Source organism: Candidatus Gracilibacteria bacterium, from assembly GCA_041658685.1.
Taxonomy (GTDB): domain Bacteria; phylum Patescibacteriota; class Gracilibacteria; order UBA1369; family UBA12473; genus JBAZZS01.
This window is the reverse complement of record JBAZZS010000003.1, coordinates 113829-131883: the sequence shown is the minus strand read 5'-3', so window position 1 is coordinate 131883 and position 18055 is coordinate 113829. Positions and strand designations below refer to the sequence as shown.

Genomic DNA, 18055 nt, shown 5'->3' with positions numbered 1-18055 from the left:
AAGATGCTTCTCCTCATTCTCAACGCCGGTTCCTCTTCCCTTCGCTTTCAACTCATCGAAAGCCGCAACTGGAAACAAGTATTTAAAGGCCACATCGACGCCATCGGTCTTCCAAAAGGCCAAGCAAAAAACCACACCGATGCGCTTCAAAAAGCGCTCACTCTTTTACAAAAAGAAGACGCCATTCAATCCATCCGCGACATTCGCGCCATCGGCCATCGAGTGGTCCACGGAGGAGAAAAATATAGCCAGCCCACCCTCATCACTCCGGCAATTTTAAAAAATCTTGAAAAAATCTCAGCCCTCGCACCACTCCAAAATCCGGCCAATATTGAAGGCATTCGCGCCTGTTTAAGGCTCATTCCTCACACCAAAAACGTCGCTGTTTTTGACACCGCTTTTCATTCCACTCTTCCCGAAAAAGCTTATTTGTACGGCTTGCCCTATTCGTATTATTCCAAACACAAAATTCGTAAATACGGATTCCACGGCACCAGCCACGAATACGTGAGCAAAAAAGCGATAAAATGGCTCAAAGCCAATAAAAAACCGCATCGTCGAATCATCACCTGCCATCTCGGCAATGGCGTTTCTCTCACCGCAATCAAAAACGGAAAATCCATCGACACCAGCATGGGATTTACTCCCCTCGAAGGCATTTTGATGGGCACGCGCACCGGAAGTTTCGATCCCGCCATCGTGCTTTATCTTTTAAAAACGCTCAAACTCTCTCCTGAAAAAATCCATCATCTCCTCAACCACGAGTCCGGCTTATTGGGCCTCACCGGGATTTCTTCCGACGTACGACCTCTATCCAAAATTTACCTCAATCCCAAACACCCCCAACACAAAACTGTAAAACGCGCGTTCGAACTTTTCTCACATCAAATCGCAAAAAAAATCGCCGAATACACCGTCCCTCTCCAGGGACTCGACGCCATTGTGTTCACCGGAGGCATTGGCGAAAACGCATGGTATTTGAGGAGAGAAATCTGTAAAGAACTCGAATACATCGGCCTCAACCTCTCTCCCACCCAAAACAAACGCGCAAGTGAAGGCAAATCCGGCCCCATTCATTCCCAAGCAAGCCGCCTTCCGATGCTGGTCATCCCCACCAATGAAGAACTGGCCATTGCGCAAAAAATCACACGGCTTTTGTAAATTTACAATACTTATTTATGATTCCAAAACCCGGAGAATCCTTCAACGAAGAAGAACCCGTATGGGAGGACGATGATGAGGCCACCCCCACCAAAGAAATCACCCAAATATCAATTCAAGATATCCCTATCCTCGACACAAACGATTCTTTATTAAAAGCTTTCCCGGAACCTTATTATCGAGAAGCTATTTTTCAAGCCATTCGAGCCCGATCCCCTCATGGCACAAGAAATATCCAAATTTTCACCACTGAAATTAAAAACACACCAAACACACAACGCCATTATCGTGTTCAAGCTCTTTACCTCAATATAAAAGGAAATGCGATCGGCTCAACCCTCCACATCGGTGACTATGGGATCCGTAGATAAAATTTAATAGTCAATCTGATAAATCTTGGTCTTCCCCAATACATAAATTCGATTGGCTTCTTTATCAAAATACACATCGCGAAGATCTTCGGCGTTTTCAAGTACATATTGACGGGAATAGACCAAATCGCCACTTCGGGCATCTTTGATGTAAACCAAAATACGACTTGTGCTAGGATCCAACACCAGCACTTGTGACATATCCAATTCCGCATACACCACCGTGGCTCCGGACAAATCGGCCTCCGGCCCTTTTTTCACTAAAAAATTCGTATTTTCACCTCCGGAAAATTGGACCAACGACCCATCGTCTTGCAACACATAAATCGTCCCATCAATCGCGATCGAAGCCGCCCCCTTAATGTCCGTGGCATCCGTAATATAACCCTCCGCATTGCCATACCCGTCACGACTCGGCGAATATTTCCACACCTGGCCATTCACGGAATCCAAAATATAAATCCGACTGTTATAAACCTGCAAAGCCACCCCGGTATGCCATGCCAAATCCGCAGTATCCACAAATGAAAATTGCCCCTCCGCATATTCAATCACGCGCCCGGCTTTGGTTAAAAATAAAATCGCATCATTTTCTTCGAAATACGTGGCATCAATCACCACTTCCTTATCATCAATTTGAACCGGGTCCTCAATTTGATCTAAAATCACTTCATACAATTGATTGTACTCATACACATAAAAATGATCATTAAACGGAAGAATTCCCAACGCATTCATCGTAGGATTTTTAGTTGTAAAATCCACGAAAACCGTAGGAGTATCAATGCGAGTCACATTATCCAAATAATCACGCTGTTCCTCAATCTCCGTCAAATACTCACTCGCTTTAGCTCTCAAATATCCGGAATTCAACACTTCCAACGCCAATGTTTCCGCCTCATCCAAAAGCGTTTGAGCCGTTTCTTTATCGTACGTCCCGGTCGTCTTAGCGGTATTGATATCGGTTTCGACGGTCTCCAGTTTAGTCTCCAATTCCGTGATGTATTGATATTTCTGCCCCTGATGGCGCACCACCCAAGTCCCCACCAAAAGCACCACCACAACCACAATCAACGTCAATAAAATACGATCACGTTTAAGGTCTTTCCACTCCTTAAAAACGCGTGTAACGGGAGAAAGCAACGATTGAGATTCAGAACTTTCTTTTTGAGAAACGTCCTCCTCGCTCTTTATTTGCGTTTCCTTTTCATTCTCCGCTTCTTTTTTCGGAATCAATTTCCCCAGATGCAACTTGAGCGATGCCGTGGCTTTACCTAAGTGTAAACCTAACGTTTTCAACGCTTTTCCGGCTTTCCCGGAGCCTGTTTCAACCCTAGTCTCCAACCATTCTTCTCCCTCATCTCCTACCGCCTCCACCCTCTCGGGCAATTTTTCTTGCACATGAATACCCATCACGCTCATTTGTTCCATCAAATCGAGAGAAACCGCATCCGAGATCGCATCCAACGCAGCCTTCAATTGAGGAGTTTCCGCCATCAATCGGCCCAAATCGGATTGCGTAATGTAACGAAGCAATCGCGTGGACGACAATAAAACAAAATCTCCGGTATGCAATTCTCCGCTCGCAATATTGGTAAAAAGATCCTCTTCGTTCTTGGGATCCGAAAGCCCATCCGTAAGATTACTCACATAACGTTTTCGGATTAAATACCCTTCGCCTCCCCCATGTTGCGCCAAAAACAAGGCTTCTCCGGAAATGGCAGCCACAATCACATGAGCCTTGGAAATAAATTTGGTTTGAAGCGCTCCCTCTTTCTCGCGAACCGCATGATTAATTTCCTTTAACATATCCTCAAAACGAGCCCCTGCATCACGCTCCAAATTATGAAAAAAATAATTTTTCATCACATCAAAAATAAATTCTCCAATCTCATCTCCGGGCACATCGGTCGAGGCCAATGTGAAATTAAGAAAAAGCTGAGCCGGAGCCCCCCCCAACCCGTCATCCCATTCATAAAAATAATTTTGCGTAAACCCAATCGGCTCTTTGCCGACCAATAAAGAGTCACTAACGATTCGAAAAGTCATATTAAAAGAGCTAAATTATAGCGAAGAAATGCGAAAAACAAATCGGCCCTACCATACTAAAAAAGCCGTTCTCCCGCAAGCAGACCTTTTTCCTTTGCCTTTTCGTTTTTCCACTGTTATCATCTCCCCGCTTTTGTCCCCTTTTTTATGCTCAAAAAACTCAGTCAACGCAAACATTCACGCACTCACGGCTTCCGAGCACGTATGTCCACCAAAAACGGACGCAACGTCTTGTCTCGACGCCGTGCAAAAGGTCGAAAATGTTTATCGGCCTAACAGGCCTTTCTCATGCTTGCTCGCCCTTATCACCTCAAAAGAAAAGACGATATCCCGGGCTTGTTAAAGCGTGGTAAACTTGGAATGAACCGACTTTTAGTTGCGCGCTTCCGTCGAAACGAGGTTGAAAAACACCATCGGTTCAGCGTTTTGGTTAGCACTAATATTGCCACCCAAGCCGTAGATCGCAACCGGGTTCGTCGCCGAATTTATTCCCTCCTTCGTAAACATTACGACCGTGTCCCCTCACTCCCCATATTCGACGTCGTGATTCTCCCTAAAAAATCCATTCTAACCGCTTCATTTAAAGACATTGAAGCCGCTCTTTTATCCCTGATCCCATCTCTCCGATGAAAAACAACCGCCTTTTCCTCTGGATCATTGCCATCTTTTTAGGAATAAGCTTATTGCAAAGCTGGGGCGGGAAAGGCCCAACAGACACCACATTAACGGAAAATGATCTCGGCCTCTCCACTTCTAAAACCGAGTACACGATTGGAAAAGAAATTAAGATCACTTTGCAAAACAACACGGAGGCCCCGATGACTCTTTTAATCGGAGATTGCTCAGAAGAACCTTTAAACGTATCCCATTACAGCAACGGAGAATGGATCGCTGTCCAGGCTTCGGATTCCACGATTTGCCCGGAAGAAGAAATGCCGACATTAACCCTCGCTGCAGGAGAAAAAACAACCCTCAGTTATAAAAATTGGACCTATCGCCTATTTTCAGATCTTGGACGTTACCGCATCGAAGCCGCGGTGAACGACCAAACCTTTTATTCCAATGAATTCATTATCGGTGAACGAGGCTTTTTAAGCCATTTTTGGCTCGCGTTCATGTATCAACCGATCTTGAATACTTTAATTTTTCTCATTGAAAAAATCCCGGGCCACAGTTTAGGCTTGGCCATCATCCTTCTGACCCTTTTTATTCGAACACTTCTGCTCCTCCCTTCTCAACGAGCACTCCGTTCTCAACGAAAAATGCAAGAACTTCAACCCAAACTTGAGGAACTCAAACAAAAATACAAAGACAATCAAGAAAAACTCGCGCTCGAAACCATGAATCTCTGGAAAACCTACAAAGTGAATCCGTTTGGAAGTTGTCTTATGATGTTCATTCAAATCCCGATATTGATTGCCCTGTATCAAGTGGTGCGCGACGGACTCAGTGCGGACAAAAGCGGCCTTATTTATTCATTCGTCTCTCAATCCTTCTCTTACGAAACCATCAATACCCATTTCTTTAATATATTGGAACTCACCACGCCGAATGTATTTGTTTTGCCTCTGATCATTGGAGGGCTTCAATTCATTCAAATGCATCTTTCCTTGACTCGAGCCAAGAAAAAACAAGAGGCCAAGAAAAAACAAGAGGCCAAGAAAAAAGAAAAAGGCCAAGATCTCGCCAAAAAAGTGGAAAGCACCAAAGATGTGCAAAGCGAAATGCAAATGGCGACCAATATGATGAAATATTTCATGCCCGTCATGATCGCCTTCTTCACCGCCAGCCTTCCTTCCGGGGTAGGCCTCTATTGGGGAACCTCCACAATCTATGGAATCGTTCAACAACTTGTGGTAAATAAAGAAAGCACTTCAAAGAAACCCAATGATAACGAGCCCACGGTTCGCGTAATTGAAAAAGCCTAAAACGAATTCCGTCTTACGTCATTTTTAATCTCTTAATTTTTTATAAAACCATGGAAGAAATCATCAGCGAAACCCTTCAACCCTTGCTTCAACTCCTTCACATCTCTTTCCGCAAACTCGACATCGTTGCGGATCCGACCGAGGAAAACAGTTATCGAGTAAACATTGAAACCGATGAACCTCAACACTTGATCGGTTATCACGGAGCCACTCTTTTTGCGATCCAACACCTTTTAAAGATCCTTCTCAATAAAAAGATGGAACAATCTTTCTCTGTGGCACTCGATGTGGACAATTATCGAAAACGCCAAGAAGAAAGCGTGCTCAACCTCGCGGAACAAAAAGTGGAATTGGTGCGAAAATACAGCACTCCCAAAAAACTGCCTCCCATGTCTCCTTATTTCCGACGCTTGGTTCACATGCATCTCACCAAACCCGAATTCAGCGATGTGGCCACCCAAAGCGAAGGAGAAGGAAATTTCCGTGCCGTAGTGATCAGCCTTGCCAATGCTTAATCAGTCCTGGATCGGACCCCTAAGGACTTATTATGAAAAAAAAACTAGCGCTCAGTGTAATTTTTATATTTTCTTTCTTCTTATGGGGAGGAAATGTGCCTTTTGTGTACGCGCAAGAAACTCTCCTCTTTCCCGACCTTCCTGAAACCGACCGCTATTACGAGGCCATTCATTTTTTATACGATTTGGAGGTGGTCGAAGGCTATGAGGACAATACCTTCCGCCCGTATGATGAAATCAACCGAGCTGAAACGCTTAAAATATTACTGTTGGCATTTGATGAAACGGAAAACGTGAATCCCGTTGAACTCAACGATGCCACCCCGGACGCAACCTTCACTGAACCTCCAACGCCAACTCTTTATTTCTCGGATGTTCAACAAGACGACTGGTTTTTCCCTTACATCCAAACCGCTTATGAAAAAGGGATTGTAAACGGATACGACGATGGATCCTTTGCTCCCGAAAATACGGTCAATCTGGCTGAAGCCCTAAAAATGCTCATCAAAACCTCGGGTACGTTTAACGAACCGTATGTTTCTCCCACGTTATTTGAAGACCCGGCCCCGGATGTTCTCAAGGACACCTGGTATGCCAATTATGTATCGTATGCCTTTGCCAACGGGCTCGCTTACATTAAAAAAGACGGCAATCTCCATGCCGGAGATCCCCTAACGCGCGGAGCACTCGCTGATATCATTTATCGATTCAAAAATCCGGGAATTTATTCGGGCGTGATGGAATATGGAGTTGCCTCTTATTACGGCCAATCCTTTGACGGGCACAATACCGCTTCGGGCGAGCCGTTGGCCCAAAACGAATATCAAGCCGCGCACAAAACACTCCCGTTTGGCTCGCATGTGCGCGTAACCAATCCCGCCAATGGCAATACGATTATTGTAAAAATAGTTGACCGCGGACCCTACGTGGAAGGACGTATTTTAGACCTCACCACCGGCGCTTTCGAGGCTCTTGGAAAAGATTTAAGCGCAGGAGTGGTTGAAGTCGAAATGGAAATCGTTTATAACTAAAAATATGAAAGACCCCTATTATCACAACCGTTTTAAAAATTCAAAAAAAGTTCGCCGAATTCGTGAAAAAACCAAACCGCTTTCCGAACAAATCCGAAGCGCTTCACGCATGTTGGTTCTTACGGTTTTCAGTTTACTCATTGTCTCTATGGTGAGCTTTCTTTACATCCGAGGCCTTCAATCCGGCAAGGGGTATTATTTGGAACAACTTCAAGCCGAATATGAAACATTAAGCAGTGACAATCGCGAACTCCAAAGCCTACTCAATGACGCTCAAGCCATGATCAATGTGAATGAAACCGAAAGTGTTGCCGAAATGGACGCCCCCTTGGAACAAAGCATGGATTATGTGCACCCGAATACGGGAGTAGCGACACGATGAAAAAACTATAAAGAACTACCAGAAACCAAAGCCACAAGCCCTTCGTGAATAAATTCAACGGCAAGGGCTGTTAAAATAATACCCACGATACGAGAAATAATCTCAACCCCTTGATGCCCCAAGAAACGATAAATAAAAAAAGCGTTACGAAGAACAATCCACATCACAATAAGATTAAGCAGTGCGGCGAGTGCCACTAAAACATACCCATATTGAGCCACCAAAATAATAGTGGTCGTAATGGTACCCGGGCCCACAATAAGAGGCGTAGCCATAGGAACCGCAGTGAATTCATACAACTCAACATGTTTTTGTTGTGCTCCAAGTTTAAGACCCAACACGATTTTAAGTCCAATGATCAAAAGAATAAGTCCTCCGGCAACCTGAAAACTCGGGATTGAAATTCCAAAATAATTTAAAATCGCACTCCCCCCAAAAATAAAAATCAACAACAAAATCGCGGCCACCAATAAGGTGTTATTTGCCGCTTTGACACGCTTTGCTTTGGGTATTTTTTCTGAAAGCATCAAAAAAAGAGGAAGTGCGCCAAACGCATCCATGATTACAAAAAGAGAGAAAAAAGCGGTAAAATAGGAATCGAACCAAACGCCCTGAAACATAAAAATGGAAATTAGGTCTTAAATGGGATCCATTTATCTTATGATTATACCTTATTTTTAAGATTAAATCAATCATGCTGACTCCTCAAAAAGTCCAAACCGTATTACGCATTTTGGATAAAAAATTCCCCCATCCAAAACCCACGCTCAATTTTAAATCGCCGTTTGAATTCTTGGTGGCTGTGGTCCTGGCGGCACAATGCACCGATGTACGGGTGAATAAGGTGACCCCCAATCTGTTCCCTCACTACAACACGCCTCAAAAACTCCTCCAATTGGGAGAAGATCGTTTGCGCGACATCATTCACTCCACCGGCTATCATCGACAAAAATCAAAACATCTCATTTTGTGCGCTCGCGCGCTGGTCGAAAAACACAAGAGCATCGTGCCTAAAACCATGGAAGAGCTCATTGCCCTCCCCGGCATTGGTCGCAAAAGCGCGAGCGCCATCCTCGCCCAAGCCTACAACATCCCGGCTTTCCCCGTAGACACGCACATTTTTCGCGTCACCAACCGCCTTGGATTGGTGCACGAAAAAACCCCGCAAAAAACCGAATTTGCACTCTTAAAAACCATCCCAAAAAACCGTTGGATTGAATTTCATATGCAACTCATCGCGCACGGCCGAACCACATGCAAAGCCCCTCGCCCCAAATGCGGGGAATGTCCGATAAAAAACATCTGCCAATGGCCGGGGAAAAAAGAACAATTGGCCGCCAAAAAATAATCGCTTTCCAATAGTAAAATTATGTTATTTATGATATGGTTTTAAGTCGACCCACCTCTTCAATTTCCCATTCTTTAATCCCCACCCCCATGAAATTCAAATTTCTTCTTTTAATTTCCATTTTTCTCGCCATCGCCTTAATGGCCGGATGCCAATTTTCAATCGGCACAACAGACACCTCGGACTCCACAGACACAACCGATTCAATAAGTCCGACAGACGACTCCGACTCCACGAGATCAACAGACACATCCGATTCAACAAGCTCCACTGCCTCCATCACCCTCACCACCCCCACTGAAAACGCGCTCGTTTCCGCACCTCTCATCATCGAAGGCCAAGCTCAAGGCACTTGGTTTTTTGAAGCTTCTTTCCCCATCACCCTCCTCGATGAAAACAACAACGTCCTCGCTCAAACCACAGCCCAAGCTCAAGGCGACTGGATGACGGAAAATTTTGTCCCTTTCACCGCCCAAATCGACTCTTTTTCACCCGGAGAATCTACAACCGGTATCCTTCACTTTGAAAAAGACAACCCCTCCGGCCTTCCCGAGAACGACGCCTCTTTTGACCTCCCGGTTCAATTCACCCCTTCTGCTTCGACAGGAAAAAACATCTCTATCTTTTTTGGAAACACAGAAAAAAATCCGGAAATGCTCGATTGCGAACAAGTTTATCCCGTTTCCAGAATCATCGCTCAAATAATCCCTGTTGAAAAAGCCATGGAAGCCACCATTCAAAAACTCCTCAAAGGCCCCACCGAAACAGAAACCTCAGAAGGTTATTTCACCTCCATCAATGACAATGTCACGCTTCAATCCCTTTCAATAAATAAAAACACGGTTTCCGTCGACTTTGACAAAACCTTTGAACAAGCCGTAGGCGGCTCTTGTCGTGTGAGCGCCATCCGCGCGCAAATCGAAAAAACCCTTCTCCAATTCGACGGAATCACTCAAGTCCAAATCTCCATCAACGGCCAAACCGAAGATATTTTACAGCCCTAAACCCCCTTCACCGTTTCCAAACACAACGTTGCGCATTTCACTCGCGCAGGCCCCAGCATTTCAATCCCGAGCAATGTTAACATATCTTTCAACTCCATCGTTTTCACAACCTTCAGCGGCTTGCCTTTGAGTTCCTCGGTCAACAATGACGCAGCCGCCACACTGATCGCGCACCCTTCGCCTTCCCACATCGCCTCTTCAATCACAGCCGAAGCTCCTTTCCCCTTTACCTTCAAATAAATTCGCACATGATCCCCGCACGTCACATTCACACCCGAATGCGTATGTGTGGCGTTTTTTAAAGCCCCGCGATTCAACGGGTGCTTGGCCAAATCAATGATTTGCTCTTGATAAAGATCCATACCGCCTCAGTGTACCGCGAGAAAGACTCAACGATCAAATTTTCCCATACGGAAACGGAACAAATCCATCCCTGCGTTTATACCGCGACTCAAACGACACGTGAGGCAATGCTACTCCGATTTTTTTATAAAATTGAATTTCCTTACGTTGAAATTTAAACGGTTTCTCTTCTTTTGGACACAAAAAAGTACGCTCCGTAATCTCAAGCGAAACCTCCTCGATCGCATCCGGGATTTCATCCACAAAAGATAAACCCAGAGGGATGGAAGCCGCAGATCGTTCCATAGGACGAGGGAAATAATCTTGCGCCAAAGTATCTTCATACGGAAAAAGTGAAAATTTCTCAGGGAAGAACTCTCCATATTCCCCGGTTTGAATCATGTGTTTACGAATTTTAGAAACCAACCGACGATAATCCAGTTCCAAATACGGCTTATTAAAAATATGATACTGCGCCTTTTTTAAACCAATACATCCAAAACAATCCGTACACCCCCAACAACTTTCACAATACTCAAGCCCACGGCTTTCAAAACAATAATTACAAAATTTTAAATCATAAGAATTCGCAATCGTAACACATTCATAACAAAAAGCGGTTTTCATGCCGTAAGCAAAAAGATCATAGGAATTTTTCACATCCACGGAATTCATCACATAACGACAATTCTCAAGCTTATTTACATTATAACAATCGCGTGCATTTTTACTGCTAAAAATAGACTCCCCTGTACAATTTTCGGATTTTACAATCACATGCCTCATCTTGGGCCAAGAGCTACTCCATTCTTCCCATTTTCGTATACAAGACTGAATTCCAATATACGAATTCAATTGAAATTCTTTCACCCGTTTTTGATATTCCTCCTTAGAAAGTTGCTGATTAAAAAGACAAAATTCTTTATGCTTCAACCCATAACAAAACATACAATTTTTAACATCACGACAATAGCGTAAAAAATCCCCATCACTACAAGACTCACAATCATCGGAGAATTTAAGATTAAAACAATGCTTTACATTCACACATTCATAACACAATTCGGAGCTCAAAATATTATTACAATCCATACAATTCCGACACTTATCCCCAAACTTTAAATACATACAATCTTCATCCACCTCGGAGTTAAAAATAAAATAACAATTACGACAATTCCCACAATGATTGCTGTATTCGGATTTTTCTTCATTGCCGGCACTCGCCTTACTCATACGGGGAACACGCGGCCACAAATCCGCATATTGATCAAAAAAAGTCCGTTCAAAATCAAACTCATTTAAAAAAGAGACATCATGATTTTGTTTATGCCACTCTTCAAGATTAAAAACAGGGAAAATTGCATCCGGGCGCACATTGGAAACAATATTTTTCGGAGTGGCATCGCAACGTCTCATAAATAATTTCCGTTCATTACGAAAAGCGAGACGTTGTTGTAACCGATGCTTGGGGCAGAGTTTGGGAAGTGGAACTTGGCGTTTTAAATAATACGCTTGATCCAACTCATCGATTTCAAACGATTCATGGCAAACTAAACATTTTCTTAAAAGTGAAGCCATTACATAAAATTAGAATTCTCTTAAGCCTACATTCATAATAATGAGATAAAAACATTCGTCAAACATGAAGGATATCTCTTATCCTTATTTTTTGGTATTTTAAATTTATAAAATGACCTATTCATGAAAGATTTTCTCTCTTTAAAAAAAGACCTCTCAAAAAAAGCAAACCCCAATCAAGCCATTGCCTTGCAACGTTTTTTCAAAACCGGGCCCGGACAATACGGCGAAGGCGATATTTTTATTGGAATTAAAGTTCCGGTCTTACGCACTCTCGCAAAACAATATTCCACACTTCCGCTCAACGATTTAAAAAAATTAATCCACTCAAAAATCCACGAAGAACGCATGATTGCCTTATTCATTTTGCGTCATAATTTCGAGAAATCAAAAACCGAAATTGAACGCAAAAAAATCGTCGATTTTTATCTCAAACATCGAAAAGGCATCAACAATTGGGACTTGGTGGACACCTCGGTTCCGTACATTTTAGGCCCGTGGCTAAAGGGCAAAGATCGTTCCATTTTATACAAATTCGCACGCTCCAAAAACCTATGGGAACGCCGCATTGCCGTGCTCGCCACCTTCCATTTCATCAAAAACAATGATTATAAAGATGCCCTGGCCCTTGCGGAAATTTTACTCAACGACACGCACGATCTTTTACACAAAGCCGTAGGATGGATGTTGCGCGAAATCGGCAAACGAAACCTCGATACCGAAGAACAATTTCTTAAAAAATACGCAAGTCGTATGCCTCGCACCATGTTTCGTTACGCGATCGAAAAATTCCAGGAGGAGAAAAGGAAAAAGTATTTAAATTTATAAAAAAGATGTGGGTGTTTCCGAAGTCGCATTTTCAAGGAAGAAAGGCCAGCGACTCATGATCCGAGGCGTTTCGCTCCTATGCGACAGAGGGAATACCCGCCTTTTTTTTAATTCATCCTCTCAATTTATTTTTCGCTTCACGAATTGCACTCACGGCCCGATCAATGTCTTCTTTGGTGTTGTAAATTCCAAAACTCATACGTGTTGTTGACGACACACCCAATGCTTTAATCAACGGCATGGTGCAATGATGCCCGGCACGAACACAAATATTTTTTTCACCTAAAAGTGCAGCCACATCATGCGGGTGCACATCTTTTACAACAAATGAAAGCGCTCCGCAATTTTTCCCTGCTTTACCTTGGCCCAACAATTTTACAAACGAAAGAGTAGACAATTTTTCTTTGGCATAATCATAAAGTTCTTGATCGTGTTTTTGAATGACGTCCCATCCAATTTCATGAAAAAAAGAAACCGCAGCCCCCAGCCCCATCACCTCTGCAATCGGCGGAGTGCCCGCCTCAAATTTCCACGGCAAATCATTCCACGTGGCATGGTCTAGGTGCACTTCACGAATCATGTCTCCACCCCCCATCCAAGGCTCCAATTTCTCCAATAAATCTCGTTTCGCCAACAAAACGCCAACCCCGGTGGGCCCATAAATCTTGTGCCCGGAAAACACCAAAAAATCCGCGTCCAATCCTTTAAAATCAATCGGAAAATGAGCCGCATATTGCGCCGCATCCACACACACTTTTGCGCCCATGGCATGCGCCCGAGCAATCACGCGAGGCAAATCCACCACAAACCCAAGCGTATTCGACAGCCCGGTTACACTCACGATTTTTGTACGGCGTGTGATGAGTTTTTCCAACGCGTTTTCATCCAAAATTCCTTTTTTTGTGAGCGGACAAAATTTTAAAATCACACCCGTTTTTTTTGCCATCATTTGCCATGGAACCAAATTGGAATGATGTTCCAAAATTGTCAAAACAATCTCGTCTCCGGATTTCAAAAATTGCGGGGCAAAGCCTTGCGCCACCAAATTCAAACCCTCGGTTGTGCCATGCGTAAAAATCACTTCTTCTCGCGAACGAGCTTTCATAGTCACGGCAACTTGATCGCGCACCGCCTCATACGCGGCCGTCGCCTCTTCCGCCAACGGATAAAGACCGCGATGCACATTTGCATTGAACGTTTCGTGATAACGCTGCATGGCCTCCAACACAATATCAAGTTTCTGAGCCGTGGCTGCACTATCGAGATAAACCAACTCGGACTGATGATTGAAAATGGGAAAACGAGATTTAATCATGCTACAAGCTTAAAGCAAATGACTTAGGTTTGGAAGATTTCAAAAGCCGAAACGAATCCTCGAAAAATCCTTGCACGATCAACTCAATCGCCTGTTCGGTCGAAAGCCCGCGAGACTGCAAATAAAATAATTTTTCTTCATCCACATGTTCAATTTTGGCGGAGTGAAAAACACCAACTTCCGAATGTTGAATTTCTAACCCCGGAATCGTTTCCAAGCGACAATCTTCAGACAAAAGAAGCACATGTTCCTCCAAACTTCCTTGCATCCCAAACGACCCCGAATGCGCCCGAATAAATCCTTTAAAAACGCCTCGCGATTTACCACTCAAAGTGCCCTTTAATCGCACAATGGACTTGGTGTTTTTTCCGTAATGATGAGCAAAAAATAAAACCGTGGATTCTTGAACTCCATCCGCGGAAAACAACATTTCCGTTGTGCATTCCGCTCCGGCTCCTTTTAAAACCACTTCAATTTCTTCATGAAATTTTGATCCGCCTTTACCCCCCTCAAATAAAACAAGCTTCGCATTTGAATCCAAAATAAATCGCTTTTTAATGTTCGAAGGAAATTTTGAAACCGACGATTGAAAAGACTGCCAATGCAACTCCGCTCCGGCCCCAACGTGAATTTCAATCGTTCTTTCTTTTAACAAAACATCATCTACAATTTCAAGTGTTGATTTTTTAGAAACTTCAAATTGAAATGAAGTCGATCGAGCGCCTTTAAAAGCAGACAAATTCACCATAAAAATAAAATTATAAAGCAATGAGCCGATTCATTTCCACCGCATATTCCAGCGGCAACGCGCGCACCACCGGCTCAATAAAACCATTTACAATCATAGCCAGCGCTTCCTCTTCAGAAAGCCCGCGACTACGCAAATAAAACAACTGCTCTTCACTGATTTTTCCGACCGTGGCCTCGTGCGCAATAGACACATTTTTTTCATTCACGCGAAGAGTTGGAATCGTATCGCCGCGCGATTGATTATCCAAAATCAACCCATCGCAACGCATGGAAGCCTTAGAGTTTTTAGCGCCTTTATTCACTTGAAGCAACCCGCGATACACCGCCACTCCCCCTTGTTTGGAAATGCTTTTACTCAAAACCGTGGACGTAGTCTCCGGTGCCGCATGAATCACTTTGCTCCCAATATCTTGCACTTGGTCTTTCCCGGCAATCGCCACACCCCAATGATCCGCTCGCGCCCCTCGTCCTTTCAAAATCGAACACGGATACAACATCGTCCTTCCACTTCCCAAATTCCCACTCACCCATTCCATGGTCCCCTCCTCCTCAACAATCGCACGCTTGGTGTTCAAATTGTAGGTATTGAGCGACCAATTTTCCACACTGGAATAACGCATTTTCGCATGCGGTTTTACAAAAATTTCCACACACCCTGCATGCAACGACGTGGCATTGTATTTAGGCGCACTGCACCCTTCGATATAATGCGCGCTCGCCCCGTCTTCCACCACAATCACGGAATGCTCAAACTGCCCCATAGCCTTGGTATTCATTCGAAAATAAGCCTGCAACGGATCTTTAATTTGAACGCCTTTGGGCACATATAAAAACGTTCCTCCGGACCACACCGCGCCATGCAATGCCGCGAATTTATGATCTCGCGGAGGCACCCCTTTCATAAAATATTTTTTCACCAACTCGGGATAATGCTTCAACGCCTGATCCATATCCTCAAAAATCACACCCATCTTTCCCCACGTTTCCTTCAACTTATGATACGCATTCAATGAATCGTATTGCGCCCCGGCTCCGGCCAACACCTCACGTTCCGCCTGTGGAATTCCCAATCGTTCAAACGTTTCTTTCACCGAATCCGGAACATCCTCCCAGCGCGTGGCATAACCCTTCATTTCTTCCGGAGAAGCGTAATAAATCAATTCATCAAAATCCAACGCCGATAAATCCGGGCCAAACGAAGGCAATGGAATTTTATAAAACAAATCCAAGCATTCCAATCGAAAATCCGTCATCCATTGGGGCTCTTTTTTAGACCGAGAAATCGCAAGCACCACCTCTTTTGAGAGCCCTTTTTTAGCACGCTTAAACCGTTTCGGGGATCGAACCGATTTTAATGAACGCTGAGAAGAAGATTTGAGATAATCGAGAGCAGGCATGAAAAATTTTATAAAATTTTTAATCCTTTCGCTTTCATAAAATTCACATACCCCTCTTTCTCAATGCGTTTCGCCAATTCCACACCCCCGCTTTTCACGATTTTTCCCTCCACCATCAAATGCACATAATCCGGCAACACGCAGTCCAAAATGCGCGGATTGTGAGTAATAAGCAAAAAGCTTTGTTTCGGATTACGAAGCGCCTTAATCACGCGACAAATATCTTTCACCGCATCCAAATCCATCCCCGAATCCGGCTCATCCAAAATCGCCAACTTGGGCTCCAGCAAAACCATTTGTAAAATTTCGCATTTCTTTTTTTCTCCCCCGGAAAAACCCACATTCAAATAACGATTCATAAACCCCAATGGCATTCCGGCCACACTCATTTTATCAGTTAATAATTTCTTAAAATGGAACAAAGACATGTTCAGCTTTTTCACCGCATTGTACGACGACTTTAAAAAAGAAACCAAATTCACACCCGGAATCTCCCGAGGATGTTGAAACGAAAGGAAAAGTCCGGCACGAGCTCGTTCCTCGGGTTTCATTTTTAATAAATTTTTACCCTCCCATTGAACCGCCCCCGCAGACACTTCATAGCTTGTATGCCCCATCAAAACCGAAGAAAGCGTACTTTTCCCCGACCCGTTCGGCCCCATCAAAACATGAAACTCCCCGGACCGAATTTCAAGATCAAGTCCGTGAAGAATCTCTTGATTTTGAACCCGAGCATGAAGCCCCTTAATTGCAAGCAATACTTTTCTCATAAATTGATCTTATCAAAAAAGCCCCTCAAAAATCGAGGGGCTTTTTATGATTACATTTTCACTTCGCTCAACTTATTTTTTCTTCCCTTCTTTTACAAATCGACGATAACCCCATCGAACCACACGATAAACCACAAAAATAAACAACAAAGCCACCAACAACTGAGGCAAATCGCTGATCACGAAATAGATTACAAAATTCACAATATCCTGTCCGAAAACGATCAAATCATTGAGCGCTTCCTTAGCCTGCAACACCGGATTCCAATCACTGGTCGGAGCAAGGATCGAGGCTTCTTCAGAGAGGGAAATCGTGATCGTGGAATAATCCGTCCGATCTTCATAATATTTAAGCATCCCTTGAAGGCTTTCAATTTCAGCACGAACATCGGATAAATAACTCTGCGTATTCAACATTTCCTCCACATTTTCAGCGGATTCCAAAATTTTCAAAAATTGAGCTTCTTCCGCTTGTCGAGCTTTCAATTGAGCCTGCAAATCCACAAACTCGGCAGTCACATCTTGGCCCGAAACGGATTCGCTTTTGATCACCTCGGCCAAAGCGCGAATATCAATCATGGCTTTCTCAAAATCTTCCGATTGAACACGTAACGTCACACTCCCGGACGTGGTCTCATCATATTCAAGCCATGTCCCGGAACTTTGAACAAATCCATCATACGTTTCCGCAAGCGTGGTCAACGCCGCAATCGTATCGGGCGTAGACTTTACAGTCATGGTTAAATCTCCGGTTTTAATGATACGAGTTTGCTCTGTTTCGGGTTCTGTAACCGTTATATCCGAAGCCGTTGTAGCATATTGCGTACTCCCTGCATTGTAAGAAGGAGCACTGAGCGGCATCGACTCATTCGTCATAATCCGATCTTCCATCATCTCCCCGCCATAACTTTCATAATCCTTATCCGTGGCGTAATCATTATAAGAACCGGTAGATTCGGTTTGATAATAAGGACTTCCAACACTTCCCGACCCCAAAGATCCCAATTTCATCCCCACCAATAAAACAAAAACGATCAATACGCCGGAAGCCACACGACGTCGCGTAAAAAACGCTTTCAGGGCCTCAACATCAAAAACCATAAAAAGTAATTTTAAAAAAATAGAGAGATACTTTCACTATATAGAAACCAATACAAATAAGTAAATATTACCAGACACGGAGTGAGTCCGTAGGACGAACGGAGTGTCAACCTGAACGCAGTGAAGGTTTCCCCGTATTTTTTCAACTACTGAATTTTCAACTGTTGACCGAATTCAACCGC

The 18055-nt window shown here is 43.8% G+C and carries 18 protein-coding genes; 10 read left to right on the top strand and 8 right to left on the bottom strand.

Annotated elements, in window-relative coordinates:
• The first annotated feature begins 3 nt into the window (after nt 1-3).
• Together WC882_05100 and WC882_05095 are read left to right on the top strand one after the other, a co-directional pair.
• Complete coding sequence (locus WC882_05100) at nt 4-1161, top strand: acetate kinase (protein ID MFA5843011.1); 1158 nt, start codon at nt 4-6, stop codon at nt 1159-1161.
• A 17-nt stretch (nt 1162-1178) separates the two neighbouring features.
• Nucleotides 1179-1532 (top strand): hypothetical protein, encoded by a 354-nt coding sequence (locus WC882_05095; GenBank protein ID MFA5843010.1) that lies wholly within the window; start codon nt 1179-1181, stop codon nt 1530-1532.
• 3 nt (nt 1533-1535) lie between these two features.
• Here the strand turns inward: WC882_05095 and WC882_05090 are convergent, their stop codons facing one another.
• Nucleotides 1536-3581 carry a hypothetical protein gene (locus WC882_05090; protein MFA5843009.1) on the bottom strand — a complete coding sequence of 682 codons (2046 nt, stop codon included), beginning with the start codon at nt 3579-3581 and terminating at the stop codon, nt 1536-1538.
• A 147-nt stretch (nt 3582-3728) separates the two neighbouring features.
• On the opposite strand from WC882_05090, the gene rpmH reads away from it, so the two are divergent.
• The 5 genes from rpmH to WC882_05065 are packed head-to-tail and all read left to right on the top strand — an operon-like array spanning nt 3729 to nt 7055.
• Nucleotides 3729-3857 carry a 50S ribosomal protein L34 gene (gene rpmH / locus WC882_05085; protein MFA5843008.1) on the top strand — a complete coding sequence of 43 codons (129 nt, stop codon included), beginning with the start codon at nt 3729-3731 and terminating at the stop codon, nt 3855-3857.
• A 12-nt stretch (nt 3858-3869) separates the two neighbouring features.
• The gene (gene rnpA / locus WC882_05080; GenBank protein MFA5843007.1) at nt 3870-4253 is read left to right on the top strand and encodes a ribonuclease P protein component; all 384 of its coding nucleotides are present in this window, start codon (nt 3870-3872) and stop codon (nt 4251-4253) included.
• The gene (locus WC882_05075) at nt 4208-5509 is read left to right on the top strand and encodes a YidC/Oxa1 family membrane protein insertase (GenBank protein ID MFA5843006.1); all 1302 of its coding nucleotides are present in this window, start codon (nt 4208-4210) and stop codon (nt 5507-5509) included. The genes rnpA and WC882_05075 overlap by 46 nt, the downstream gene beginning before the upstream one ends.
• 50 nt (nt 5510-5559) lie before the next feature.
• Nucleotides 5560-6024 (top strand): R3H domain-containing nucleic acid-binding protein, encoded by a 465-nt coding sequence (locus tag WC882_05070; GenBank protein MFA5843005.1) that lies wholly within the window; start codon nt 5560-5562, stop codon nt 6022-6024.
• A 32-nt stretch (nt 6025-6056) separates the two neighbouring features.
• Nucleotides 6057-7055: a septal ring lytic transglycosylase RlpA family protein gene (locus WC882_05065; GenBank protein ID MFA5843004.1), complete on the top strand. Its 999-nt coding sequence runs from the start codon at nt 6057-6059 to the stop codon at nt 7053-7055.
• Between the two features lie 387 nt (nt 7056-7442).
• On the opposite strand, the gene WC882_05060 is transcribed toward WC882_05065, so the two are convergent.
• Complete coding sequence (locus WC882_05060; protein ID MFA5843003.1) at nt 7443-8057, bottom strand: MarC family protein; 615 nt, start codon at nt 8055-8057, stop codon at nt 7443-7445.
• Nucleotides 8058-8131: 74 nt separating this feature from the next.
• Here WC882_05060 and nth point away from each other — a divergent pair, with 74 nt between their 5' ends.
• Complete coding sequence (gene nth, locus WC882_05055; protein MFA5843002.1) at nt 8132-8785, top strand: endonuclease III; 654 nt, start codon at nt 8132-8134, stop codon at nt 8783-8785.
• A gap of 89 nt (nt 8786-8874) precedes the next feature.
• Complete coding sequence (locus WC882_05050; protein MFA5843001.1) at nt 8875-9789, top strand: GerMN domain-containing protein; 915 nt, start codon at nt 8875-8877, stop codon at nt 9787-9789.
• On the opposite strand, the gene WC882_05045 is transcribed toward WC882_05050, so the two are convergent.
• Nucleotides 9778-11712 carry a hypothetical protein gene (locus tag WC882_05045; protein ID MFA5843000.1) on the bottom strand — a complete coding sequence of 645 codons (1935 nt, stop codon included), beginning with the start codon at nt 11710-11712 and terminating at the stop codon, nt 9778-9780. The two genes, WC882_05050 and WC882_05045, sit on opposite strands and share 12 nt — an antisense overlap.
• A 123-nt stretch (nt 11713-11835) precedes the next feature.
• On the opposite strand from WC882_05045, the gene WC882_05040 reads away from it, so the two are divergent.
• Nucleotides 11836-12540 carry a DNA alkylation repair protein gene (locus tag WC882_05040; GenBank protein ID MFA5842999.1) on the top strand — a complete coding sequence of 235 codons (705 nt, stop codon included), beginning with the start codon at nt 11836-11838 and terminating at the stop codon, nt 12538-12540.
• A 76-nt stretch (nt 12541-12616) separates the two neighbouring features.
• On the opposite strand, the gene WC882_05035 is transcribed toward WC882_05040, so the two are convergent.
• From WC882_05035 to WC882_05015, 5 genes are all read right to left on the bottom strand, one after another.
• On the bottom strand, nt 12617-13855 hold the full coding sequence (locus WC882_05035) for a cysteine desulfurase (protein ID MFA5842998.1): 1239 nt from the start codon (nt 13853-13855) through the stop codon (nt 12617-12619).
• A gap of 1 nt (nt 13856) precedes the next feature.
• Nucleotides 13857-14603, bottom strand: a complete 747-nt coding sequence (locus WC882_05030) for a SufD family Fe-S cluster assembly protein (protein ID MFA5842997.1) — start codon at nt 14601-14603, stop codon at nt 13857-13859.
• Between the two features lie 10 nt (nt 14604-14613).
• Nucleotides 14614-16002, bottom strand: a complete 1389-nt coding sequence (gene sufB / locus WC882_05025; protein MFA5842996.1) for a Fe-S cluster assembly protein SufB — start codon at nt 16000-16002, stop codon at nt 14614-14616.
• Nucleotides 16003-16010: 8 nt separating this feature from the next.
• On the bottom strand, nt 16011-16760 hold the full coding sequence (gene sufC / locus WC882_05020) for a Fe-S cluster assembly ATPase SufC (GenBank protein ID MFA5842995.1): 750 nt from the start codon (nt 16758-16760) through the stop codon (nt 16011-16013).
• Between the two features lie 84 nt (nt 16761-16844).
• Nucleotides 16845-17873: a DUF4349 domain-containing protein gene (locus tag WC882_05015; GenBank protein MFA5842994.1), complete on the bottom strand. Its 1029-nt coding sequence runs from the start codon at nt 17871-17873 to the stop codon at nt 16845-16847.
• Between the last annotated feature and the right edge of the window lie 182 nt (nt 17874-18055).